The following is a 25,203-nucleotide window of genomic DNA, read 5'->3' on the forward strand; positions in this document are numbered from 1 at the left end:
TTGTATGAATAAATATTAATTTCTCTTTCAAGTAGTTATTCATTTTATTTCCCTAAAAAAGTATAAACACCCTCTGTTTGAATGGGGGTGTTTATTCGTCATTCCATTTATATCTTTGTTTTAGTTGGTTCCTTTGGGAATATGGGAGGATGCTGTCCACCTGTAAAGATAAATCTTCAACTTTGTTTGCCTCTATTTATGGTACGGTTCACCGTAACGCTTTAAAGACAGCAAAAAAGATTAACTTTGGATATATTTTCTACATTAAAGCAAACAAGGCTTTGTTATCAAAAAATAATCACCCCGAGCTATGACTGGCTGATTGGGTGATTACTTTTCATACCTATTCGATTTGCTGGCCACTCTTCATCAGTAAATATCAAACGCAGGTGTTACCAGCACCTACTTTTTATCCATTAAGACGCCTCTTGGGTGTATAGGTTTTCTTGAAAGGCAATAAATGTATGCTGTATCTCACTGACTCCACCAAGCTCTTGTATAGCATCAGAGATTGAATGGTATCTTAATTCTAGTAAACGTGGTAACTTTTCCTGGTCAAGCTCTTCAAAACCTGTTTCAACATATTTTGAAAGAACATATTCTAGAAAATCCTTTTCTTTATCATTAATATTCTTAAAAATACTAGACTTTGCCTTAGCTGCTCGTTCTTCTCTTGAAATAGGTTCGATTGCATAAGATACATATTGAAGGACATCTATAAGATCACTATTTTCAGCCTTAACTAATCTTTGCAATTCAGTAAGCTGATCCATTCCATAACCAGCTTCGTCTAGTTTTTCAAGAAATGCTTTTCTAGTTGAAGGATTTGACCAAATCTTTCTCAATTCATCTTCACTTTTGAAAAATTCTGGTAGTGTTCCGTATAAGTTGTGTAAAAATTCTTCAACAGAAATAGGTTTACCATCCGCACTCCAAAAAGAAGTAGAAATCATATGCTGAAACTCTCGCTCTTTACCATCTCGCAATCTAACTTTTATTTTTTCCTTTGGCTTTTTGGGCTCATCAGGATCTTCTGGATCTTCATTGCCCCCATCTCCGCCCGGATTCCCAGGATTTCTCGGGCCTTTTGGGTCTACTGGTTCTGGATCTAGTGGTGGACCATCCCATTCTGGATCACTAAAGTTTTGATAGGCATCAACGAAGTCATAGATAGTGAAAAATTCTTTCCCATCATATAATCTTGTTCCCCGACCAATAATTTGTTTAAATTCAATCATTCGTTTCACTGGTCGCATTAAGACAATATTACGAACATTTCTAGCGTCTACTCCTGTAGAAAGTTTCTTAGAAGTAGTTAAAATAGTGGGTATGGTTTTCTCATTATCCTGAAAGTCTCTTAGATAAAGTTCCCCTAAAGCTGAGTCTTCTGCGGTTACACGAACACAGTACATTGGATCTTTACTGTCGCTATATTGATTAATTAGATCCCGAACAAGTGCTGCATGAGGCTGTGAAGCACAAAAAACAATCGTCTTTTCGTTTTGGTTAATTTCTGAAAGAAAGGTTTTGACTCTATATGATTCACGCTCTTTGATTTCGATTACTCTATTAAAGTCTTCTTCGGTATATAATTTACCCTCTTCAACTTGCCCTTCTATTACATCGTCATCCGAAACATACATATAATCATCGATTGTAGTTTTGATACGTTTCACTTTAAAAGGGGTTAAGAAACCATCATTAATACCTTCTTTTAATGAATATTCATAAATTGGCTTGCCAAAGTATTCATAAGTATCAGCATTATGTTTTCTCTTAGGTGTTGCAGTTAACCCTAGCTGAACCGCGGGATGAAAATAATCTAATATTTCTCTCCAACTACTCTCATCATTCGCTCCACCACGATGACACTCATCGATAATAATTAAATCAAAGTAATCTGGAGGATATTCACCAAAATATGGCTTGTTATCCTTCCCACTCATAAAAGTCTGAAAGATCGTAAAGAAAATGTTACCGTTTGTTGGCACTCTTCCTTTTTTTCCTATTTCTTTAGGATTAATACGAACCAAAGTATCCTCCGAAAAAGCAGAAAAAGCATTAAACGCTTGGTCGGCTAAAATATTTCTATCAGCTAAAAACAAGATGCGTGGCCTACGTGACCCATCACGTTTAATATTCCAACGTGTGTGAAAAAGCTTCCATGCAATTTGAAAGGCTATAAAAGTTTTTCCTGTACCAGTAGCCAAAGTAAGTAATATACGTTGTTTCTCTTCAGCGATGGCTGTGACTGTTTTATTAATAGCGATTTCTTGATAATATCGAGGACTTTTTGTTCCACCTACATCTTCAAATGGAACGGTATTGAACTTATCTCTCCATTCATTTTGATCTGAAAAGATTCTATTCCATAGCTCATCAGGAGTAGGAAAGGAAGCCACTAACCCTTCATTTCCGTTTTTTATACACATTTCATAAATTTGTTTACCATTACTTGAATATGTATAATCTAACTTTAGCTTTAGGGCATAATCTTTGGCTTGGGCCACCCCTTCTCCTACTTCTAATTCATCACTTTTCGCCTCAATAACTGCTAATTTAATGCCTTTATAAACAAGGATATAGTCAGCTATTACTGGCTTTGCGCGGCCACCTGCTTGAATTTTACCAGCAGTAATATGAAATTCCCGTAATACCTTGGAGCCTTCGACTGCTCCCCATCCACTTTCATTTAGCTTTGGGTCAATAAGTTCCGCTCTTGTTTCCGCTTCATTCATTTATAAACCTCCTTAGAGTTCCCCATTAAACGCTTTATTCAAAATTGATTTTTTTAGATCGTCTAAGTTAGTTAGTTTTTGTTGATATATAGCTTCGAGCCTTTGGGTCTCTGCCAAAAAAGAATTTAGTTTTTTTACGATACTTCGTTGCTCAGTTAGAGAAGGTAGATTCAACTGTAACTTCTTTGAATCAGGAACTCTCATATGCAGAACAGTAGATCCTGAAGCAAGTGATTGTATTTGTTGTTGCACATCTTTGGATTGAAATGCATACAATAAGTAATTATTATCTAAAATAGAAGTATCAACTCTATAGGAAACTATACGCTGGCCTAAAAACACATGGTCATCAGTTTGAATTATACCCACTTCACCTAGAGGGGCCTCTCGGGTCAATAAAACATCACCCTGTCTTGGGACCTGACGTCGGGTCCAAAGATTAAATGTATCTTGAGTTACAAATTTCACGGAATTCAGGTTTATTTTACCATTTTTCACGTTAGAAGTCCTGATCATTTTGTATGGTGTTGGTTCTTGGACTGTTGGAGCCGTTTTATTAATGCAATCTATAATAGATTCACATACTTCCTCAATGGAAACTCTCCTCCATCCGTTTTCTTTTTTAGCAAACACTCCCTGCAAATATGAATCAAAAAGACTACTAGCATTCTCATAACTTTTTTCAGTTCTATTTTTCGCTTTATCTAAAGCTTCAAAAGTTTTTGATAAAAGACTAACTATTCTTTGTTGCTCCTTAAGGTCGGGAAATCTTACTTTTATCTTTTTAAGTTTCTCCTTATTTAATGTTTTTCCTTTTACTTTCACATCACCTTCGGCTGCAGCACCCCAATCAAAATAAGTTAAAAAATAATAAAGATAGTCTTTTGATAATTCATTTTCACTTTTAATAGTTAAAGCAGCTATAGCCTCATTTGTATATAAATCCCTCCCTGCAAAAGCAAGCCTTCCTAGTGTTAGCTTAAAGCTAACAAGCAGAGTTTCCTCTTTTACAATCTTTGATACTTTCGCCCCTTCTTCTGAAAGGTATTCTTTACTCTCTGATACAATCTTTCCATGAGCATTTGATAAATCAGCAATAGAAAGCCAAACATTTTTGGTTGTTTTATTCTGGTCCCAAAACTTTTTATTACCTCTTAAAGGTGTCTTTCCTAGTTGAATATCACAAACATCACCTAACTTTTTTTCTTGCCATTCTTTCTTCATAGTAACCCCCTGATAGCATTTAAAATTTCTGCACTTTCTTCATCATGGGTCTCAATATCTTCTAATATTGCTTCTGGATCACGAAGTACTATTCCATCATTTCTGTTTGGATTCCTAACTGATAAATCATAAGTAGTCGTATCTAAGTCATCAATATTCATCATCCAAGAGTTAATTGACTCACCTTTAGATTTTTGCAACTCAATAAATTCCTTTAGATCATTTTCATTTAAAGGATTAGTTTTCCCTAAATTTCTCTCCAAGTTTAATTGATAATACCAAATATTTTGTGTTGGTTTGCCTTTTTCAAAAAATAATACAACAGTCTGTACCCCAGCTCCTACAAAAGTATTTTTAGGCAAATCCAATATAGTATGTAAATCACAGGTCTCTAATAACTGTTTGCGCAAATTTATTGAAGCATTGTCAGCGTTTGAAAGGAAGGTATTTTTAATAACTATGCCTGCACGCCCACCTGCTTTTAGGTTCTTAATAAAATGCTGTAAAAATAAAGAAGCTGTTTCACCGGTTTTTATTGGAAAATTCTGTTGAACTTCTGCTCGTTCTTTACCTCCAAATGGAGGATTCGCCAGAATAATATCATATCTTTCATTTTCTTGAATATCAGCTATATTTTCACTTAAAGTGTTTGTATGAATAATATTAGGTGCTTCAATGCCATGCAGAATCATGTTCATAATACCAATAACATATGCTAGAGACTTTTTCTCTTTACCATAAAAACTCTTCTTCTGTAAAATTCCCATCTCTTTTGTACTTAAATTTTTACTATTCTTTAAGTAATCAAAAGCTTCAACCAAGAAGCCTGCAGATCCTGAAGCTCCGTCGTAAATCTTATCTCCTATTTTGGGATCTACTACCTTTACTATTGTTCTAATAAGTGGACGTGGCGTGTAATATTCGCCTCCGTTTCTACCTGCATTTCCCATGTTTTTTATTTTATCTTCATATAAATGTGACATTTCATGCTTTTCGACGTGTGATCGAAACCTTAATTCATCTACTAAATTGATTACCTCCCTTAGGTTGTAACCACTTTGGATCTTATTGTTAAGTTCAGAAAAGATCTCACCTATTTTATATTCAATCGTGTCAGCATTTGTAGCATCTAGTTTAAACTTTTTTAGGTACGGGAATAGTTTATTATTCACGAAGTCTTTCAAATCGTCTCCAGTAAGAGCTTTATGGTGATCTAATTTACCACTTTCGTCTTTTGGCGCTGCCCATACTTCCCACTTAAATTCAGGTTTAATAATTTCTTTATATGAGTGAGCAGATAATTCAGCCATTGTTTTTTTATCCCTTTCAAGATCGTCTAAATATTTAAGAAAAAGAATCCAAGAAGTTTGCTCTATGTAATCTAATTCGCTACCACATCCTGCGTCTTTCCAAAGTACATCATCTATATTTTTAAAAGTCTGTTCAAACACTATCATTCATCCTCCAAGTCTTTTGGTTCCGTGTCTATTAGAATTTACTTATAATCCTTTATAGCTCGTCCATTTATACTATTTTATTATACAACAATTGTAAGAAGCTTACCAAAAAGTCTTTATTTAAGTACTTAAGCTCTTCAACATCCCTATTAAAACAAGTAGCCCAATTAAAAAAGACCTTTCTAATTCGTGACCTAATTACAGAATTAGATTGGAACGAAATACAGCTTACTGTTAGAAAAAATTTAGGCAGAATGGTGATGCAATCTGTGCTTAATGAGACGGACTTTACGAGTGTTATACCTGATGGAAAAGACTCACAAGGAGTACAATGGTATAGAAAAAAGTAGTTATGTAATAAAAGAGGCACTATAATATACCCGTTAACCAAGTATTTATAGTGCCCCTTTCCAGGACTTATTATTAAGTTAAAAAGTTACCCTTTAATAATCTCATAGATTTCATTTACTACCTCTGAGGATTTTTCATTTGCTTTCCCTCTGATAAGTTCTCTACTGTTAATAGAATATTGGAAGCCAGGTTTATATACGTTACCATTTATCGTTACATCTTCTTTTTGGTACAGACTTCTGAAACTTCCAATTGCTATCAATATAATTTCACTTACTCCCTCGTTAATAAGTAAATTTCTAACACATTCAAATGAAGCACCATTGGTAACATAGTCATCAAGAACACATATCTTACTATTTTTTAATTTACCTTTGTATTTTGGATTTAATTGAATAGTGTCAAGGTGTCTTGTACAACCTTGTCTTATCCTTTCTAATTTATCAATGGACGTTGACTTTTTTGCAGGAGTATGGCGTATAAAAAGTTCCTGACTTCTTCTATTATTTAATAAATACCTAGTCTGTTTCACTAAATCGTAAACAAAATTATCATTTTTTCCAGAAGATGATGGAACACTCATCCAATAATCAACATCTTTAAATTCATCCATACCTGTTATAATTGTTAAGTAATGGAAATAAACTGCATATTGATATGTATTGGAACCAAATTTCAAAGTTTTCATATATCTTTGTATCATTTCATTTTCATTTTTCACTGCAAAAAATTTATTTGCATTGGAAACAGCTATCAATCTAGTTTTTTCATTAACACTAAAATCATAAAATAATTCTGTTTCTAGCCTTAAGATATCTATACATTTGACAACTTGGCCAACGCTGTTTAGCTTAAACCCATACTTATCAATATTCTCTTCAACGTCAATCCAAGTGGGGTTAATTAACAATAACTTGTTGTTTGCTGCAATATATATGTCTTGATCTACTGAACCCAGAAACATAAAATTTTTGTTATCTTCAATTATTTTCCTTGATAACTTACCTCTGTTACCAAACTTAATGTTTTCTAAGTTGTTTTCGACTAGAATTTCCTTATACTTTTCTTTGGTTCGACTAACAATATAGATTTGAATTTCTTTACCTTTTATTAAGTTGACTAAGTCAAACATCTCTGGTCGAATACTGTAATCAACATCAAAGAAAACACTCCTTGATATAAGTAAGTTAAACACCTTTATCCCTCCCTTTTGAAAAATTCTTTAGCATCAAACTTTTTTATGTAATTTATTACGTCATCATTTAGTAAAGACGGATCATAATAAATTGCTTTATTTTGTTCATAGCCTTGACGTACTGTGTTTAAAGTTCCACTTTTTATAGATGCTTCTATAATCAAAATATCATCACTAATCTTGGCAACAAATGAATTTCTCTCTAAAAAATGCGATTTAAAGGTGTTTTCAAATGGTCCCAAGCGTGTGATTAATAACCCTTTATTTTCAACAATTTCGTCTGCTAAGCTTTTATTTTCAGCCGGATATATTTTCTCAAAGGAAGTTGGTAAGACGGCGATTGTATATCCCTTACTATCTATTGTTTCTCTATGTACTATAGTATCTATTCCCTTTGCTAATCCACTAACAGTAGCCCAACCTTCATTTATATATTGTCTTACGTATTTTCTAGTCTGGTTTTCTCCTTTTTCTGTTGAATCTCTAGTTCCAATAATTGCAGCTTTTTTTAATGAACTATTTAGAAGGTCTACATTTCCATAACAGTATAAAAATAAAGGCTTTTTATCAGGCGGAAAAATATGTTCAGGGTAATCTTGATCAAATTTAAAAAATACCTTGATACCTTTTCTCTTGTATTCGCGCATCTTTTCTTTGAATTCCTCAGAAAATTTTATGAGTACACGAACATCTTCTGATAATTCTATCTCTTTTTTAGTGTAGCTATCAAAGTACTTGTTATAGAAAGCATAGTTTTTATCAAATATGGATTTCATTATACTTTTTTCGTCTTCATATTTATAAAAAGTTTCTAATGTCTTATCAGAAAAACCAAACTGCTTTAAAAGCAACAGAGTATTTTTTATATTCAACGCTGTCCCCCCTTAGCCAACCGCTTTAGGATAATTTAAGCTTCTGTTTAATTTTAGCATAAATAACCAATTTGTTCCTAGATTCATGTTAAGTTTTTATCGATCACTCTTTTGACTGAGTTCTCATTTTTCTCTATAATTTTAGTAGTGTTTAATTTTGGGTGTGAGCTATTATGCTTGCACCTCTTTTTTTTATCTCTGTTCCTGGTTAATCTAAAGAAATTGGATGACCAGCTTTTATTAAAAATGTTTCTTTACATCAGCTAACCTGTCTGTTTCTAGATAGTCCAAATAAGCATTGGCTACCTCTTCAATTAACCTCCTTTTCATTCCAACTTCGGGTCCAACATATACCCCATTAACATGTTTAGCCATATCGTTACTAACAATTCCCCAATCATACTTAGGGGATTATATTTTAAAGAAAACCGCTACCTATTTGTGGTAAGGTGCACCTCTATTAATCCGAAATGCTCGATAAATCTGTTCCATTAAGATCAGTCGCATCAGTTGATGGGGGAAGGTTAGTTTGGAGAAGGAGAGTTGGGCGTGGGATCGGTTGAGGACGGCTTTGCTTAGTCCTAGGGATCCGCCGATGATGAAGGCGAGTTTCGATTTTCCGTATGTACCAAGCTGGTCGAGGTTTTGTGCCAGCTGTTCTGAGGTTTGCTGCTTTCCTTCGATTGCGAGTGCAATGACATGAACGTCTTGTCCGATTTTTGCGAGAATCCGTTCCCCTTCCGCATCCTTCACTTGTTCCATTTCCGTTTCACTCAATTGTTCAGGTGCTTTTTCGTCTGCCACTTCGATAATTTCGACCTTCGCATAGGCTCCAAGTCGTTTTTGATATTCGGCGATTCCTTGTTTTAAGTATTTCTCTTTCAGTTTTCCGACGGTAATGATTTGTATATTCACAGGTTGTCCACCTCTATAAACACGTTATCCACAAAAGTTATCCACATATGCACAATTTCTATCCACATTCTGTATAGGAACATTAGTTTGACACCATATATATGGCAGGTTTGTTGCAATATTCACAGGTTGTGGATATCTGTTCGTTTTCTGTGAGTTTCTTCATGACAGGTGCGGTTTCATGTTCATCAACGATTACATCAAGCGCTAAATCAATATGTTCTTTACAGCATGGAATCATTCTTTTCACTTCCTCTTGATTAGTATTCACATGCCTTAGTTTAGCATATTTCACCTATTCTACCCGTTGTTGTTGATAACCAGTGGATAATTTTCATAAAACAAAAAAAGGAGAGTGGCTATCACTCCCCTGTTCCTTTCGCTTCACCTAGTGTCATGGTGATGGTTTTCTTTTCTTGTTCACGATAGATCGTTACTTCCATTTTATCGCCGATTTGTTTTTCTTTATAAAGATGCTTTCGTAATTCGGCTGGTGAGGCAATTTCCTTACCATCAAGAGCAACGATAACGTCAAACTCCTGTAGTCCCGCTTTTCCTGCTGGAGATAGTGGATCCACCTCAAACAGTACGACACCTTTGTTCACATCATCTGGTATTTTTAATGTTTGCTCTCGGTGATAATTAGAAACCTGTACGAGTGGAAGAATTTTAACTCCCATATAAGGGCGCTTCACTTCTCCAAATTCCTCAAGGTCTGCGATAATAGGACGAGCAATATCAGCTGGAATTGCAAACCCGATTCCTTCAACTGCTTGCTGTGCGATTTTCATGGAGTTGATTCCGATGACTTGGCCTTTAATGTTAATCAATGCACCACCGCTGTTCCCAGGGTTGATGGCTGCATCGGTTTGGATAACCTCTGCCTGCCAGTCTGGTCGGCCGTCTCCATTTTGATCAATCGGGACAGTACGGTCAGCGGCACTTACAATTCCCTTTGTAACCGTTCCTGGAAAGTTCCCAAGTGGATTTCCGATCGCAATTGCTGGTTCTCCTGGTTTCAGTTTGCTTGAGCTTCCGAATTCTGCGACAGCATTGATCTTATCACCTTTTACACGTAAAACCGCTAAATCCATGATGGGGTCTGATCCGAGTAGGTCTGCTTGCAGCTGCGTTCCATTCGATAGGGTGATCTCAACCTGAGCAGCGCCTTCTACAACATGGTGGTTTGTAACAACGTATGCATATCCACCCTCTTTTTTATAAATGACGCCTGATCCGACACCTGCTTGGTTCCCTTGTTCAAATAAGCTTGATTTTTGAATATTCACGACCTCAACGACAGCATCCTGGGCTTTCGCTACCGCTTCAGTGATCGCGGTGTTGACATCGACGACATTAACAGTCTCCGTTGTTGTCACTTCCCCATTATCACCATTAGCTGCTTCCTTACTATCAGGCTGCAGATCGCCGGAAAACAATCCAACATCGGTTGCAAAAATAACGAGCAATGCCCCAAGCACCAATCCGGTCAATCCCATAATTAAACCACGAGCTCGGTTCCCTTTTTGCGGTCCCTTGCTCCGGTAATGGTCATCGTAGTAACCCATGTAACTCATCATCCCTTTCACTTACGTTTGGTATACCCATTATAGGAAAAAAATATCGTCTACCGTGCAATTTTGGGTGAATTTTGACATTTGTCTACCACTTACTATATTTCCCTTAGATTGGGATACTAAACCGGACATGTTTTTATGGGGTGATCAAAAAAATAACTGTTCAAAAAGGAGGATCAAAAGAGCCGAGATTTCTGAAGTTCAACTAACTACGTCACGTCCTGTGACAACGTTGAACTAACTCACATCCTGTGAGCCCGAGGCACGACAGTCTCGAGGAAGACTACTTACTTGGAACGAAGAAATTCGACAGCTTCAAAATGAAGTTCAACTAAGACCATCACGTCCTGTGATAACGTCGAACTGACTAACATCCTGTGCCTGTGGTTACTCGGCACAAAACTGCCAAGAAGTAATGTAATTTGTAGTCTTGTTAGCCTCCGGACCTTTTGAACATCCTCTAATAGAAAAAACCTACTAAACCGTAATCAGTTCAGTAGGCACTTCAGCATCTGTATCGTACAATCCAAATGATTCACTTACTTGAAAGCCCCGTTTTTCCAACGTTTGCTGGACAGACATCCGTGCAAGGTCCTTCATATTGTTATCCTTACTGAGATGGGCGAGGTATACCCGGCGTGTTCGGTCTCCTATAATCTCGGCGAGTGCTTCACCGGCATCCTCATTCGATACGTGTCCTTGATCACCAAGAATTCGTCGCTTGATGCTCCATGGATATTTTCCCATCATCAGCATATCGATATCATGGTTCGATTCGAAAATGAGCATGTCCGAGTCACGAATGGTTCCTTTAATCCGGTCACTCACATAGCCCATGTCAGTCGCAAGTGTCAGTTTTTTCCCCTGGTGGTGGAATACATAAAACTGTGGGGAAGCAGCGTCATGCGACACCCCGAACGATTCCACTTCAAGATCATCGAAGGCTTGGACGGTTTCACATTCAAAATGAAACTTCAATTCTGTCGGGATTTTACCAATCTGGTTTTCCATAGCAAGCCACGTTTTGGCATTTGCATAAATCGGCAGTTTAAACCGGCGTGACAGAATTCCAAGTCCTTTAATATGGTCACTGTGTTCATGTGTCACGAGAATTCCGTCGAGCTGTTTGGGATTGCGGTTGATCTTTTTAAAAAGTGCCTCGATTTTCTTGCCGCTTAAACCAACATCGACCAACAGACGTTTTTTCTCGGTTTCAACATAAAAGGCATTCCCGGTGCTTCCACTTGTAAGTACACTAAACTTCACTTATTCCACTTCACTTTCTTCGGTCGTTTCGATTTTGATGATCCTCGAATCGGTCGCATCAACGATGATTTCTTGATTGGCGGTGACGATCCGCCAACTCGGTACAAACATCTTCAGCTGGAACTGCTCTTCGTTCGGGATGAGCGTGAAATAGATGAGCTCGATATTTTTCAGGTTCGTGCCTGGGGGGAATTTCGGTACTAGAAGGGCGTCCCTTGCTGGGATCACCTTCCTTTTTTCCCCTTCCTCCTCAATTTCCAAATAGGTGAGACGATAGCTAGCAATATCCCCGTCTTTGTTCGTCAAGATTTCAATCAGTCCGGTCAAGTTCCCTTCATTGATGTATTCATTGAAATGGATCGGGACGTCGCTGTACTTCTGTTGGAATATGTAGAGGTTCCGTCCTGCATCGTGCTTCAAATATAGAAAGTCATCACTCATCGGTATATAGTTGCCTAAAAAGGTTTCCAGCTGTCCTTTTATGCCGTCCTCGCTTTCAAGCGATAGTGGATAAGGCTCGACCAATGTCGCATTGATGATCGTTTCCGATTTTATGTCGATTTTTTGATTCGAATTCTCTTTGAGGAATTCCTTTTTATCCTCTTCAGTGAATTTTTTGCTGCTTCCGCTGATCGATGCAAGCGGTTGTTTGATGATCGGGAGCGTTTTATTGTACTTGATATGATCGAGGCGGTCTTCGGTTATTTGTTCCTCTGCGAGCTTTTGCAGGTCCGGATTGATCTTTTCGAACACTTCGATACCGAGGTAAATATTCAAGATGAGGAAGGTAAAGATAAAGATCGTTTTGATGTTTTTCCAGTCCATTCCTTTACCTCCCTTTGTTTTTTAACGGTTCTTTGATGTCCTCGACCTTAAGCCAGGTGGATCCGACCTTGTAAAACCACTTCGGCTCAAGTGTAATCGACGCGTTCGTTATCCCATCCTCCGGGGACTCGATAGAATAGCCGAACATGATATCCTTCACGTTCGTTTCCTGAAGCTGCTCAAGGCTTTGCATGACCTGTTCGCCGCTTTTCAACTCCACTTCATGGGTCCCTACTTCATACGCCAAATCGACGAGCGAACGCTTATACCTGTAAAGTTCATCATTCGTGTACTCGAGTTCTATGCTCGATATAGGATGGCCCAAGACAGGAATTCCCTCCAGGCTCAATTGAAATTGCAAATCAACAACATTCCTTTTTCGTTCGTATTTACTTTCGATGTTCGTATATTCATAAAGATGGAAATCATCTGTCCAGCCTTTATGGTTGTTGACAAAATCAACCGCTTTTATGATGGTCGGCTGACTCATAAGATCATCAGGATTGGATTTGCTCGAACGACTCTTATAATCGAATCGATCTTGTCTTTTGTAATAATGGACAATCGACTTTCCATCAGAGTATGTGACTCGGTTTTCCAAACTATCGATTTTGACTGTGTCTCCTGGTAGAAGGAATTTTAAATAATCGTCTATATCAAACTTGTCGATCTGGTATCTGTATTCCTTGACAAGAATCTGTTTTTTCGGTAAGTAAAAGTCATTCCCATCCATGTGGAAAGACTCCAGTTCTACACGGTAATTCAAATAATCCTCGACAACGTTGGCAAACGAACTTGTCTCGGTAATTTGGAAATCGTAGTATCCCTCATTACTCTTTTCAAAACGGACCAACCAGTCATTGTCTTTCTTATATATAACAATCTTCTTTACTGTACCTAAATCGGCTGAAAATGGATTTTTACCTGAAAATATAAAGATATCTTGTAGTACAGGCATCGGGATTGGGGTTGGATAGATAATTTCAAACCATTCCGGACTAGCCTCTACCTCATTTTCATTATTATCAGGAACAAGAAAAGCATCGGATTGTAAACGTTCGTATATTCCTTTAACATTATCCGGAAGTGTTAATGACAGGGTTCCGTAATGATTTCCGTTATGGTGAAGAATGACTTTACTAGGCTGGATCACATCTTTCAACATTCTTTTTTCTCCATTAATGCTGGAGACAATTGGTTCCCCCTCGTCAAGCTTCTGCAGATTTGGAGTATACGACCATAATTGCCACGTTAAAAATATACTGAATAGGATTAAAAAGGTTAGGAGGACTGATTTAATCGGCTCTATATGGCCCCAAAGCCATGCGTATCCTCTGCCCAAACTTCTTCTGATTTTGTTCCAGTTCATCCTTTTACCTCCCTGCTCTGGTGAGTCGGAAGATTGACATGAATTGTCGTCCCTTTTTTATTATTGCTTTCCGCCCAAATTCTTCCGTTATGAGCCAGCACGACTTCCTTTGCGATTGCTAATCCAAGTCCCGTACCACCAATTTCACGGGAGCGTGCTTTATCTACACGATAAAAGCGTTCGAAGATTTTTGAAAGGTTCTTCTTCGGTATTCCGACCCCTTCGTCCTTCACACTAAGATGAATATGATTCGCACTTCTTTCTAGCACAAAGGTCACAGTTCCCCCATCTGGTGAATATTTCAGCGCATTTGAAATAATGTTATCGAGCACTTGGATGATTTTGTCCCGATCAACCCAGACTGGTAACGACTCTTTTGAAATATGTTTTTCAAACTGGATATTCTCTTTCTTAGACATTTCAAATCGATCGATGACTTGATGCATCAATTGGGTAAAATCAGTTTTAGTGAACTCAAGCGTGTAATCCTTGTTGTCCATTTTCGAAAGCTGTAATAAATCTGTCACGAGTCGAATCATCCGCTCTGTTTCACCCTGTGTGACATGGAGAAAGCGAGGAGCAAGCTCTTCGTCCTTCCATGCACCCTCCTCTAATGCTTCTAAATAACTTCTCATTGTGGTAAGCGGTGTCCTAAGCTCATGGGATACATTGAATACAAACTCTCGTCGATCACTTTCGATTTGTTCCTGTTCAGTTACATCATGAAGCACCGTGATAATACCATTGACTGGACCATCGTCTTTTTGAATTACAGAAAAGCTTGCCCGTAAGAGAAATGGCACTTCTTTTGAACTGTAATCGAGCAGCATCGAATCTGGAGCTTGCTCGAGTTTCTCAATCGAAAGAAGTTCTTCGATCCCAAGAACCTCTGGTAAATATCGCCCCATCGTTTCATGTCTCGAATATGAGAGCATTTCCTCTGCCCGATCGTTCATAAGAATGATATAGCCATCGCGATCGGTAGCAATAACGCCATCGGTCATATAAGAAAGGACCGATCGTAACTTCGTACGTTCACTCTCGGTAATTGCATTGGCATCCTGTAGCTTTTTGGTTAAGTCGTTAAAAGAGACTGCAAGCTGACCAATTTCATCTTTATCATAAACTCGAACCTTCCGTGAAAAGTCTCCTCTTGCCATAACCTGTGCTTGCTTTTGCATGTCAGCCAATGGACGTGTAATGGTTCTAGCGAGAATCACCCCTAAAAATGCCGATATTGCCAGGGCAATAATTGTCGCATTCGCAAGAATTCCGTTGAGTTTTTGGGACATTGTGTAGATTTCCTCGATTGGTGCTTCAATATAAAGGGCACCAAGAGTTTGACCTTCTTGCCCCTTCCTTATCGGTTTTGCAATTACGTACGTCCTTATGGATTGATCATCGTCTTCTTTTAACCAAATGTCTTGACTAGTCACACCTGTTAGGATTGCTTGAGCAACAATTTGCCCAATTTGCTGAGTCATCCTTGTATCGATCAAATCTTCATCATTTGCAGCAATAATTTGCTGATCTCGATTCACGACCCATATTTCATCATTTCCGGTTCCGGAGAATGAAAAGTCTTCAATTAAGTTAATGATGTTCTGTCTTGAAGTTCCCTCTTTATCATTTTCGGATAGAAGTTCTTCCTCAAGCGTGTTTTCAATGAGTTCCGCCCTCTCATCAATGCTTTCCGTGAAGTTCCTCTCCAGGAGCTCTTCTTGCTCCTCCATAAAAAGAACGCCAATGACCTGCATGGCGATAAGAATAAGTAATATATAAACTAATACAAACTTAAAATGGATCGAACGAAAGAAGCTTACAATTTTCATTTGAAATTACTCCTGATCTGGATTTCTCAGGTAATACCCCACTCCACGACGTGTAATAATCCATGTAGGATGGCTTGGGTTATCCTCTACTTTTTCACGTAGACGTCTTACAGTCACGTCAACTGTTCGTACATCACCAAAATAATCGTAGCCCCAAACCGTTTGCAGCAAGTGCTCACGGGTCATGACTTGTCCAATGTGCTTTCCTAGATAATGGAGCAGCTCAAACTCACGGTGTGTCAGTTCAATCGTTTCACCGCGCTTTGTGACAAGGTATGCCTCCGGATGGATCGTAAGTGAGCCGATCTTAATCTCACTCGTACCATCAAGACTGTCTTTTTCCCCTTCATTCTGGTGGCGTCTCATGTTCGCCTTCACACGCGCAATTAGTTCACGCGTACTGAACGGCTTTGTTACATAATCATCAGCACCGAGTTCAAGCCCAAGTACTTTATCTATTTCAGAATCTTTTGCAGTCAACATGATGATCGGCATGTCGTATTTTTTCCGGAGTTCACGACATACTTCCATCCCATCCTTTTGCGGTAGCATGATGTCAAGCAGAATCATGTCTGGCTGTTCTTCTTCAGCCTTCTCGATTGCGGCTGCTCCGTCATACGCACAAATGACCTGATAGCCCTCTTTTTCTAAATTAAATTGTAAGATATCTGCAATTGGTTTTTCATCATCAACGACTAAGATTTTTTTCTCCATTAAGCTGGTCTCCTTTTTGAAAAAGTTCTAACCAATTCTTATTTGAGCACGTTGCTACATAAACCGTATTCGCATCTTTTTCATAGTTTTCACTTATTTTACCACACTCAAGCCAGATGAGGAAATTTAGTCTTAAATATGAAGAAATAGCTTCGTTAACATCCGAAATAGCTAGGTTTCATAACGTTTTATGACTGGTAACAACCGTGTAGAAATAAGCAATCCCCACTGACAGTACAAGCGTGCCAGCGGGGATTTATTTTGCGTATTAATTGGTGTAATTGAGCGGATTTACTAGACTTCCGTTTTTATACATTTCGAAATGCAAGTGTACACCGGTCGAATGACCTGTTGATCCCATTACACCGATCGTTTGTCCGCGTTGAACGGTTTGACCCGATGATACGCTGATCGATGAAAGGTGAGAATACGTAGTCCTGAATCCGTTATTATGATTAATGACAATCCGGTTTCCGTATCCGCCATCGTCCCAACCAGCAGAAACGATTGTACCGTTATCTGCGGCTAAGATCGAGCGACTGCCACCAGAGAAGTCAACGCCTTTATGGTAACTTCCCCAACGCGGTCCCATTCTACTAGTAATAATGCCGCCACTTATAGGTCGTCTGAATGAGCCTGTTCCGCGGTTTGGAATGATTTTGGTCCCTTTAATCGTGATTTCTGTGATAGGCTTCGAAAGAACCTTTTCCGATAATACCTTCTCTTCGGTTACTTCGCCGTTTACTTTCGTCAGCGCATAAAAGACTTCTTTCTTACCTTCCTTACCATTTTGCTCGATTTCGGTTTCACCTTTAGGCATTGAGCTATCTTCTTTTACTTCTATCTTGTAGTCTATCGTTTCTTCGCGTTTAACTTTTTCTTTCACAATAACCTTTGCGACAGGCTCATATGCCGTTACGATCAGCATTTGTCCTGGCTTAATGATGTCATTGTTCTTCAATTTAGGGTTCAGCTCGTATAGCTCTTCAAGACTCAGGTTGTACTTTTTGGAGATTTCACCAAGCGTTTCCCCGCTTTTAATTTCATGCTTCTTCTCCTCTAGCGTTCCTTTTTTAAAAAGGGAAATCGCATCTTTTACAGTCATTAAGTCATCGGGTGTTGAATTTACTAGTTCGACTTCCACAGGTTCGCTAAAGGAAACATCCAACACTTTCTCTTGATCGACTGAGTTTTCTTTATCTTTTTTATCAGCTTTAACAGTTTCTTCAGTGTTTTGCTTCCCGTTCTCTTCTTTCGATTCTAGGCGAGCGAGCGTTTTTTCATCAACATATTCAAGCTTGAGTTTACGAAGTACCTCTTCAGCCTCTTCTTTACTCTTAAAAAAACCGAGCGTTTCGCCATCGACTGAAATTTTCACAGCCTGTACACCGACCGTGAGCTTGTCCGAAAGCTTATTCCTCATTTCTTGCGGATCAATTTCAGGACGGAAAATTCTTTCAGGAACGTACTCGATTTCCTCATTGATCGTCAGGTGTACATCCTTGAAACGATCTTCCGCATCTTTAAGAATTTCGGCTTTCATTTGTTCCACGATTTTTTGGTCGTGAATGATGCCGAGATCTTCCCCGTCAACGTACACGTGATAGACGGTCTTGATCAGTGCAAACCTATCATCTGAAGCAAGTGCACTCGTGTTGAGTCCGAATAAACTAAGTGCAATGAGCAATGTAGTTAATAATGTGATCTTACGCACCTTCAACTGCATCAGTTTCTGGTGCTTACGTATCCCCTTCCCCAAAACCATTCGTACCTCCTAATATGTAACTTTTTTTATCTATTCTTCATTTATGACTTTTTATCTATATATCTGTCACCGCTTTAAACCATACCATATACCCAAAAAGTCCGACAATATATTACATCACTTTGTAACACAACTGTATTGTTACTGTAAAACCAATGCCGTATTTGTAGAATTGAAGGTAATATATGGAACGGATTTGCATTATTTTGGGAGCTAGATTATAAATGAAATATACTTGGTTTGTTTTGTGAAAAGAAGTTTCTGAATTGATAGGAACTTATACGTTGATGAATGGCTGAGGCAAAATAAAAAAGCATGATAGTCCATGCTTTAAATCATTGGAAAAGAAATGGTGGCTCGAGACGGAATCGAACCGCCGACACGAGGATTTTCAGTCCTCTGCTCTACCGACTGAGCTATCGAGCCATTTTTAAGTTATGGACAGTCCGTCGGTTGCCCTGTCCCTTTCTCTACAAGTAAATACTTACGCAGTGTGCTGCGTCGGGACAACTCGTTGCATATTCAAAGATGAGCCGCTCGTGACTGAGCTATCGAGCCATTTTTAAATTTTCATAATGAAACTCTCGTATATATTACTCTATTTAATTAAATGGCGGACCCGACCGGATTTGAACCGGCGATCTCCTGCGTGACAGGCAGGCATGTTAACCCCTACACCACGGGTCCAGGGCCTTGAAAAATGGTGAGCCATGAAGGACTCGAACCTTCGACCCTCTGATTAAAAGTCAGATGCTCTACCAACTGAGCTAATGGCTCTTGCTATTATGATGATTACTCACCTTTATGTCCCTTTCTCTACAAGCTTATGCTATCGTAGCAAGCTGCGTCGGGACAACTCACAGCTTATTCATGTTGAATCGTTCGTTGCTCTACCAACTGTGTCCCTTCCTCTTCTAGTCATTCTTCGAAGCTAACTGTGTCAGGACAATTCACAGTTTATTCAAGGTGTAATGTTCATAGCTAATGGCTCTTGCTATTGTGATGATTACTCACCTTTATGTAGGCCGTTTTGACCGACAAAATAAATAATATCACGGAACTTATCCAAATACAACGGTAAATCTATTGTTTTTTTAAGAAAGACTATTTTAAATAATAAAATTAAATATTCTCAGCTTAAACTATGGAAACAAAGACTAACTGGATGAGTTTGAACGTTTTTCTCACTATAAATTCACCTGTTGAGAGCAATTTCAGAGGAAAAACCTAACTTTTGCACGAAATAAGATGATTTTCACCTTGTACACCCCCTCTCTAGACGTTAATTAAGTCACTGAATGCAATATTTCAAGCCCGAATCAAATTATATCGACCACAAATCGAATTATATCAACCACAGAACCAAATTTATCGACCACGAATTGAAATATATCAACCACGAAACCCAATATATCGACCACGCATAGTATAAAGGGCCCAAAAAGTTCCATCACCAGGCAAAGAATTGGTGCCCGTTTCGTTAATTCAACATTTGACCTCTTTTTTCAACTATTAGGTGTAATGAGTATACAAACAAACCATCTGCTCATAGATACATGAATATAAAAAGGGCGACTCCACCTGGGAGTCTGCCCCTGAGAAAAGTTATGCAAATACACCACGGACCATATTTGTTTGCTTTCGATCTGGCCCAACCGAAAAGATCGATAGTGGAATCCCTGTAAGTTGGGAAATCCGCTCTATATAATGACGGGCATTTTCCGGGAGTTCACCTAATGAACGAACCCCAGTAATATCCTCTGTCCATCCCGGAAGCTCTTCATATATCGGTTCACATTGTGCAAGTACCTTCAAGCTCGCAGGAAATTCTTCCATAATTTCGCCTTTATATTGATAGGCAGTACAAATCTTCAATGTTTCGATCCCAGTTAGAACATCGATCGAGTTAAGTGAAAGGTCTGTAATGCCGCTCACACGACGTGCATGGCGGACAACGACACTGTCAAACCAGCCAACGCGGCGAGGACGTCCTGTAGTCGTACCGTACTCACGACCGACTTCACGGATCTGATCACCGACTTCATTATGAAGCTCAGTCGGAAATGGCCCGTCTCCTACACGAGTTGTGTACGCTTTTGAAACTCCGACAACGTGCTGGATCTTTGACGGTCCGACACCTGATCCGATTGTGACACCACCCGCAATTGGGTTAGAAGATGTAACGAACGGGTAGGTCCCTTGGTCAATATCAAGCATGACACCTTGGGCTCCTTCGAATAATACACGTCTGCCATTATCAAGTGCATCGTTCAGTGTCACGGAAGTATCTGTAACATATGAAGCAACCTGTTGCCCGTATTCGTAATATTCATCCAAAATATCTTCAATTTTAAATCCTTCAACTTCATACACCTTTTCAAGTAGGCGATTTTTCTCACGAAGGTTTTGAGTAAGTTTTTGTTCAAACTCTTCTTTATCTAGCAGATCTGCGATACGAATTCCGATACGGGCAGCTTTGTCCATATATGCTGGGCCAATTCCCTTTTTGGTCGTACCGATTTTATTCGCACCCTTACTTTCTTCTTCTAAAATATCCAGTTTCAGATGGTAAGGCAGGATAACATGGGCACGGTTTGAAATACGGAGATTGTCTGTGCTGACTCCTTGATCATGAAGGTATTTCAATTCCTCCACAAGCGCCTTCGGATCAATAACCATTCCGTTTCCAATTACGCACGTCTTGTCACCATAAAAAATACCTGATGGAATCAAATGCAATTTATACTTTTTACCGTTAAAAACAATCGTATGGCCGGCGTTATTCCCGCCCTGATAGCGTGCAATCACTTCAGCATCTTCAGATAAATAGTCTGTAATCTTTCCTTTTCCTTCGTCTCCCCATTGGGTACCAACTACAACAACAGAACTCATTTTTAACGTACACCTCCACGTTTATGTATCAGTAGTATTCGTCTATTGTTCTAAAAACCATGCTAAGTGTATCAATTCAGGCGTAAAAAGTCAATGAAATCCGAACATTATTAAAATAATGTTACAATATGTTCGTGGTTTTGTATTTATTGCAAAGTAGACAGAAACAATCTTAGTATGAGCAAACCTTCATCGTGATGATTCAAGCAATTGAGATCAATTTCTTTTCAACGCCTACAATATTAAAGAAAACTTGCCATAGCTGCACTTATACTATAGAAAGTATTTTTTATACTTTCTTAACGGGAAACAAAAAATAGGAACGCCCCAAGAAGCGTTCCTTTACGCACCTGGTGGCATTTCCCTTTCTTCATGTCGCCGTTCCAGGTTGACGAATTTATTGTATTCTTTTACAAAGGCCAGTTCGACAGTACCGACAGGACCGTTACGTTGTTTTGCGATAATGATTTCAATAATGTTTTTACTCTCACTTTCCTTATCGTAGTAATCGTCACGGTATAGGAAAGCAACGATATCGGCGTCCTGCTCGATACTTCCTGATTCACGAATATCAGACATCATCGGTCGCTTATCCTGACGTGATTCAACGCCACGGGATAGCTGCGATAATGAAATGACCGGAACCTCAAGCTCACGAGCAAGTGCCTTCAATGAACGTGAAATTTCGGAAACCTCCTGCTGTCGGTTTTCTCCGGACTTTCCGCTGCCACGAATGAGCTGCATATAGTCGATCAAGATCATACCGAGTCCTTTTTCCTGCTTTAAGCGACGGCACTTTGCACGGATTTCGCTGACACGGATACCGGGTGTATCATCAATATAAATCCCTGCGTTCGAAAGACTTCCCATTGCCATCGTAAGCTTCTGCCAGTCTTCGCTTTGTAAATGACCGGTCCGAAGCCGCTGTGCATCAATGTTCCCCTCCGCACAAAGCATACGCATGACCAGCTGTTCTGCACCCATCTCCAAGCTGAAGATCGCTACATTTTCATCGGTCTTCGTCGCAACGTTTTGAGCGATATTCAAAGCAAACGCTGTTTTACCTACAGAAGGACGTGCAGCTACGATAATCAAGTCGTTTCGCTGGAATCCTGCTGTCATCCGGTCAAGTTCTGCGAATCCGGTCGGAATCCCTGTAATATCCCCTTTGCTGTTTTGGAGCATCTCGATGTTATCGTATGCCTGTACCAAAACATCCTTGATCGAAATAAACGCACCCGTGTTCTTTCGTTGCGCCACTTCAAGGATATTCTTTTCCGCTTCGTTCAGGATTTCATCAACTTCATCCTCGCGCGAATATCCGTTGGCTGCAATATCAGTCGCAGTTCGTATCAACCGTCTTAGTAGAGATTTCTCTTCAACGATTTGACCGTAATATTCGATATTGGCAGCAGTCGGTACCGAATTCGCGAGATCACTTAAATAGGAGACACCGCCGACTTCCTCTAGAAGCCTTCGATCCTGTAATTCCGATGTAACAGTGACAAGGTCAATCGGTTCTCCTTTTTCTGAAAGGTCTACCATTACTGTGAAAATCCGCTGATGGGCTGCTCGATAGAAATCCTCTGGCATCAAAAGCTCTGTTGCTGACGTTAATGCTTCAGGCTCCAAAAAGACTGCCCCGATCACGGCCTGTTCAGCTTCGATATTATGAGGAGGGGTTCGATCTGAAAAAAGATCACTCATAATGCTTCCTCCTGTTCCATTCGATTATTTTTGTTCTTTCACTTGTACTTTGATCGTTGCGGTCACTTCAGGATGAAGTTTAATCGGTACGTTCGTGTATCCGAGGCTTCGAATCGGGTCGGACAATTCAATTTTCCGCTTGTCCACTTTGTATTTTTTCTTCTTAAGCTCTTCAGCGATTTGCTTACTTGTTATCGATCCGAACAGACGGCCGCCTTCTCCTGCTTTTGTGGTGAACTCAACTGTAAGCTGTTCTAGTTCATTCTTAAGTTCTACAGCTTGCTGGTGTTCTTCCTCAGCCTGTTTTTCCTTGCTCTTTTTCTTTTGCTCAAGGACCTTCATGTTCCCCTTCGTCGCTTCCTTCGCCAAGCTGTTTGGGAGCAGGTAATTGCGTGCATATCCTTCTGATACGTTCTTTACTTCGCCCTTTTTCCCTTTACCCTTCACGTCTTGCATAAAGATTACCTTCATTCTTCCTCATCTCCCTCTTCAAAATAATCAGCTAATATATGTTTCAAGCGTTCTTCTGCTTCTTCAATCGTAACATTTTCTAACTGGGCAGCCGCATTAGTCAAATGACCACCGCCATCGAGTTTTTCCATGATCAATTGCACATTCACATCACCGAGGGACCTCGCACTAATGCTTATTTTTTCATCGATACGCTTCGAAATGACAAACGAAGCCCGTACACCGGACATTGATAGCAGGGTGTCTGCAGCTTGAGCGATCAGCACCTGGCCGAATTCTTCATCTTCATCACCTCGAGCAACAGCAATACCACCCTTATAAATCACTGAGTTTTCGATTAAACGGGAACGCTTCACGTAACGATCGATGTCCTCCTTCAAAAACTTCTGGACGAGGATCGTATCGGCTCCATGCGATCGTAAATAGGACGCCGCATCGAACGTTCTTGATCCTGTTCGTAGCGTAAAGCTCTTCGTATCAACGATGATTCCAGCGAGAAGTGCTGTCGCTTCGAGGATTTCCATCTTCCGCAACTTCGGCTGATATTCCAACAGCTCGGTTACAAGCTCTGCCGTTGATGAGGCGTATGGTTCCATGTAGACGAGCACCGGATCATCGATAAACTCTTCTCCACGTCGATGGTGATCGATGACGATCACTTTATCAAGCTTATATAATAACCGCTCTTCAATGGTTAGTGACGGCTTGTGGGTATCGACGACAACGAGCAACGTATTCGGGGTTGCTCGCTCTAATGCCTCCTCTGGTGTGATGAAATGCTCCCATAGTTCTTCTTGTTCCCGTATTTCCTCGAGCAAGCGCTGGATCCCGATGTCCGTATCATCCGGGTCAAGGACAATGCTACCATGCTTTTCGTTAATGCTTGCAACTTTTAAAATACCAATACAAGCTCCAATAGCATCCATATCGGGGTTCTTATGACCCATTACGATTACCTGATCACTGTCAGCAACTAGCTCGGTTAACGCATGAGAAATAACTCTTGCACGAACCCGGGTACGTTTTTCCATCGGATTCGTTTTGCCACCATAGAAACGAACTTTACCATTTGTCTGTTTAATGGCTACCTGATCCCCACCACGACCTAGTGCAAGATCAAGACTTGACTGGGCAAGCTGTCCAAGCTCAGGAAGATTGGATGAGCCGGTCCCAAGACCAATACTCAATGTTAACGGCATGTTTTGCTTGGATGTCAGGTCTCGAACTTCATCGAGCAACGCGAACTTTGTTTTTTCAAGGTCAGATAAAATCCGTTGGTTCATGACTGCCACAAAACGTTCTGATGATGTCCTTTTTAAAAAGATCCCGTAATCGGTCGCCCATTTATTGAGTATGGATGTTACCTTGCTGTTGATGTTACTTCGGACTTGATCGTTCATTCCCTGAGTGACTTCATCATAATTGTCAAGAAAGATCAGACCAACAACCGATTGTTCTTCATCATAAAGCCGCTCAACTTCAACCTGCTCGGTAACATCTGTAAAGTACAACAATCGCTCTTCTCTTTTTAAATAAACCCTATATTTTCGCTTGTTCACTTTAATGATTTCTTCTTTTTCTTCCCCTTGGATCAGTGGCACAAGCTCTTCTGAAATAAGATTCAAAGAATTGCCGATAAACGACTCCTGTTCAATGATCGTCGTCAAATACGGGTTGGTCCATTCGATTTTGTATTGTTCATCGTACAGAATGATCCCGATTGGCATCTCCATAAGCGCCTCTTCACCAACTTTTTTGACACGGTGAGAAAGGGTAGTGATGTAATCTTCTATTTGAGACCGGAATTCCAGTTCTTTAACCAATGCAAAATAAACGATTGCTCCAAGCACTAGAAACGCAGCAACCCCGATGATCCAATTGTAAACTGTAATTATGCCTACAAACGCGGCTAAAATAACAAGTAGAAGGATAATATGTAATTCCTGCCACCTTTTTTCGAAAAATTTCGGCATTACGGTCATCTCCTACGTTTTAAGTGCATGTTCAAAAATGTAGACGAATCAGAAACAAGA

19 protein-coding genes and 3 tRNA genes are annotated in these 25,203 nt (G+C 39.5%); 1 reads left to right on the forward strand and 21 read right to left on the reverse strand.

Annotated elements, in window-relative coordinates; all coding sequences use genetic code 11:
• Positions 1-416 precede the first annotated feature (416 nt).
• Genes hsdR through MOJ78_RS20640 form a run of 3 tightly spaced genes read right to left on the reverse strand, consistent with a single transcriptional unit; the run spans position 417 to position 5,419 of the window.
• Positions 417-2,738 (reverse strand): EcoAI/FtnUII family type I restriction enzme subunit R, encoded by a 2,322-nt coding sequence (hsdR, locus tag MOJ78_RS20630; protein WP_304979197.1) that lies wholly within the window; start codon positions 2,736-2,738, stop codon positions 417-419.
• Between the two features lie 12 nt (positions 2,739-2,750).
• Entirely contained in the window at positions 2,751-3,962 is a 1,212-nt protein-coding gene (locus MOJ78_RS20635) for a restriction endonuclease subunit S (protein ID WP_304979198.1), read from the reverse strand.
• The gene (locus MOJ78_RS20640) at positions 3,959-5,419 is read right to left on the reverse strand and encodes a class I SAM-dependent DNA methyltransferase (RefSeq protein WP_370529750.1); all 1,461 of its coding nucleotides are present in this window, start codon (positions 5,417-5,419) and stop codon (positions 3,959-3,961) included. The genes MOJ78_RS20635 and MOJ78_RS20640 overlap by 4 nt, the downstream gene beginning before the upstream one ends.
• Positions 5,420-5,493: 74 nt before the next feature.
• Between MOJ78_RS20640 and MOJ78_RS21005 the strand changes: the two genes are divergently transcribed.
• Positions 5,494-5,769, forward strand: a complete 276-nt coding sequence (locus tag MOJ78_RS21005) for a DUF1413 domain-containing protein (RefSeq protein ID WP_370529834.1) — start codon at positions 5,494-5,496, stop codon at positions 5,767-5,769.
• Positions 5,770-5,855: 86 nt separating this feature from the next.
• Here the strand turns inward: MOJ78_RS21005 and MOJ78_RS20645 are convergent, their stop codons facing one another.
• From MOJ78_RS20645 to MOJ78_RS20730, 18 genes are all read right to left on the reverse strand, one after another.
• On the reverse strand, positions 5,856-6,965 hold the full coding sequence (locus MOJ78_RS20645) for a hypothetical protein (protein ID WP_304979200.1): 1,110 nt from the start codon (positions 6,963-6,965) through the stop codon (positions 5,856-5,858).
• Positions 6,966-6,967: 2 nt separating this feature from the next.
• Positions 6,968-7,837: a DNA-processing protein DprA gene (locus tag MOJ78_RS20650; RefSeq protein ID WP_304979201.1), complete on the reverse strand. Its 870-nt coding sequence runs from the start codon at positions 7,835-7,837 to the stop codon at positions 6,968-6,970.
• Positions 7,838-8,272: 435 nt separating this feature from the next.
• Positions 8,273-8,752: a 23S rRNA (pseudouridine(1915)-N(3))-methyltransferase RlmH gene (rlmH, locus tag MOJ78_RS20655; RefSeq protein ID WP_304979202.1), complete on the reverse strand. Its 480-nt coding sequence runs from the start codon at positions 8,750-8,752 to the stop codon at positions 8,273-8,275.
• An 82-nt stretch (positions 8,753-8,834) separates the two neighbouring features.
• Positions 8,835-8,993, reverse strand: coding sequence for a CxxH/CxxC protein (locus MOJ78_RS20660; RefSeq protein ID WP_304979203.1), 159 nt, complete (start codon positions 8,991-8,993; stop codon positions 8,835-8,837).
• Between the two features lie 121 nt (positions 8,994-9,114).
• Positions 9,115-10,320: a S1C family serine protease gene (locus tag MOJ78_RS20665; protein ID WP_304979204.1), complete on the reverse strand. Its 1,206-nt coding sequence runs from the start codon at positions 10,318-10,320 to the stop codon at positions 9,115-9,117.
• Between the two features lie 486 nt (positions 10,321-10,806).
• Positions 10,807-11,595: an MBL fold metallo-hydrolase gene (locus tag MOJ78_RS20670; RefSeq protein ID WP_304979205.1), complete on the reverse strand. Its 789-nt coding sequence runs from the start codon at positions 11,593-11,595 to the stop codon at positions 10,807-10,809.
• Positions 11,596-12,420 carry a two-component system regulatory protein YycI gene (locus MOJ78_RS20675; protein WP_304979206.1) on the reverse strand — a complete coding sequence of 275 codons (825 nt, stop codon included), beginning with the start codon at positions 12,418-12,420 and terminating at the stop codon, positions 11,596-11,598.
• Between the two features lie 4 nt (positions 12,421-12,424).
• Positions 12,425-13,789 carry a YycH family regulatory protein gene (locus MOJ78_RS20680; protein ID WP_304979207.1) on the reverse strand — a complete coding sequence of 455 codons (1,365 nt, stop codon included), beginning with the start codon at positions 13,787-13,789 and terminating at the stop codon, positions 12,425-12,427.
• Positions 13,786-15,621, reverse strand: coding sequence for a cell wall metabolism sensor histidine kinase WalK (gene walK, locus MOJ78_RS20685; RefSeq protein ID WP_304979208.1), 1,836 nt, complete (start codon positions 15,619-15,621; stop codon positions 13,786-13,788). The genes MOJ78_RS20680 and walK overlap by 4 nt, the downstream gene beginning before the upstream one ends.
• 6 nt (positions 15,622-15,627) lie before the next feature.
• A complete protein-coding gene (yycF, locus tag MOJ78_RS20690) occupies positions 15,628-16,335 on the reverse strand; it encodes a response regulator YycF (RefSeq protein ID WP_304979209.1) in 708 nt (235 codons plus the stop codon).
• A 268-nt stretch (positions 16,336-16,603) separates the two neighbouring features.
• Positions 16,604-18,100, reverse strand: coding sequence for a peptidoglycan DD-metalloendopeptidase family protein (locus MOJ78_RS20695; protein WP_304979210.1), 1,497 nt, complete (start codon positions 18,098-18,100; stop codon positions 16,604-16,606).
• Positions 18,101-18,450: 350 nt separating this feature from the next.
• Positions 18,451-18,526: transfer RNA gene (locus MOJ78_RS20700), tRNA-Phe, on the reverse strand.
• A 185-nt stretch (positions 18,527-18,711) separates the two neighbouring features.
• Positions 18,712-18,787: transfer RNA gene (locus MOJ78_RS20705), tRNA-Asp, on the reverse strand.
• Positions 18,788-18,801: 14 nt separating this feature from the next.
• Positions 18,802-18,877 (reverse strand) — tRNA-Lys (locus MOJ78_RS20710).
• 828 nt (positions 18,878-19,705) lie between these two features.
• Positions 19,706-20,992: an adenylosuccinate synthase gene (locus MOJ78_RS20715; RefSeq protein ID WP_304979211.1), complete on the reverse strand. Its 1,287-nt coding sequence runs from the start codon at positions 20,990-20,992 to the stop codon at positions 19,706-19,708.
• 342 nt (positions 20,993-21,334) lie between these two features.
• Positions 21,335-22,699, reverse strand: a complete 1,365-nt coding sequence (gene dnaB / locus MOJ78_RS20720; protein WP_304979212.1) for a replicative DNA helicase — start codon at positions 22,697-22,699, stop codon at positions 21,335-21,337.
• Positions 22,700-22,723: 24 nt separating this feature from the next.
• On the reverse strand, positions 22,724-23,170 hold the full coding sequence (rplI, locus tag MOJ78_RS20725) for a 50S ribosomal protein L9 (RefSeq protein ID WP_304979213.1): 447 nt from the start codon (positions 23,168-23,170) through the stop codon (positions 22,724-22,726).
• Positions 23,167-25,143 (reverse strand): DHH family phosphoesterase, encoded by a 1,977-nt coding sequence (locus tag MOJ78_RS20730; protein ID WP_304979214.1) that lies wholly within the window; start codon positions 25,141-25,143, stop codon positions 23,167-23,169. The genes rplI and MOJ78_RS20730 overlap by 4 nt, the downstream gene beginning before the upstream one ends.
• Between the last annotated feature and the right edge of the window lie 60 nt (positions 25,144-25,203).

This window comes from Alkalihalobacillus sp. AL-G, assembly GCF_030643805.1.
Lineage (GTDB): Bacteria > Bacillota > Bacilli > Bacillales > Fictibacillaceae > Pseudalkalibacillus.

Excerpts from the sequence above, each read along its gene's own strand:
- hsdR (WP_304979197.1), bottom strand. The coding sequence starts at position 2,738 with ATGAATGAAGCGGAAACAAGAGCGGAACTTATTGACCCAAAGCTAAAT.
- MOJ78_RS20635 (WP_304979198.1), bottom strand. The coding sequence starts at position 3,962 with ATGAAGAAAGAATGGCAAGAAAAAAAGTTAGGTGATGTTTGTGATATT.
- MOJ78_RS20640 (WP_370529750.1), bottom strand. The coding sequence starts at position 5,419 with ATGATAGTGTTTGAACAGACTTTTAAAAATATAGATGATGTACTTTGG.
- MOJ78_RS20660 (WP_304979203.1), bottom strand. The coding sequence starts at position 8,993 with ATGATTCCATGCTGTAAAGAACATATTGATTTAGCGCTTGATGTAATC.
- MOJ78_RS20665 (WP_304979204.1), bottom strand. The coding sequence starts at position 10,320 with ATGGGTTACTACGATGACCATTACCGGAGCAAGGGACCGCAAAAAGGG.
- MOJ78_RS20675 (WP_304979206.1), bottom strand. The coding sequence starts at position 12,420 with ATGGACTGGAAAAACATCAAAACGATCTTTATCTTTACCTTCCTCATC.
- MOJ78_RS20680 (WP_304979207.1), bottom strand. The coding sequence starts at position 13,789 with ATGAACTGGAACAAAATCAGAAGAAGTTTGGGCAGAGGATACGCATGG.
- walK (WP_304979208.1), bottom strand. The coding sequence starts at position 15,621 with ATGAAAATTGTAAGCTTCTTTCGTTCGATCCATTTTAAGTTTGTATTA.
- yycF (WP_304979209.1), bottom strand. The coding sequence starts at position 16,335 with ATGGAGAAAAAAATCTTAGTCGTTGATGATGAAAAACCAATTGCAGAT.
- MOJ78_RS20695 (WP_304979210.1), bottom strand. The coding sequence starts at position 18,100 with ATGGTTTTGGGGAAGGGGATACGTAAGCACCAGAAACTGATGCAGTTG.
- MOJ78_RS20715 (WP_304979211.1), bottom strand. The coding sequence starts at position 20,992 with ATGAGTTCTGTTGTTGTAGTTGGTACCCAATGGGGAGACGAAGGAAAA.
- dnaB (WP_304979212.1), bottom strand. The coding sequence starts at position 22,699 with ATGAGTGATCTTTTTTCAGATCGAACCCCTCCTCATAATATCGAAGCT.
- rplI (WP_304979213.1), bottom strand. The coding sequence starts at position 23,170 with ATGAAGGTAATCTTTATGCAAGACGTGAAGGGTAAAGGGAAAAAGGGC.
- MOJ78_RS20730 (WP_304979214.1), bottom strand. The coding sequence starts at position 25,143 with ATGCCGAAATTTTTCGAAAAAAGGTGGCAGGAATTACATATTATCCTT.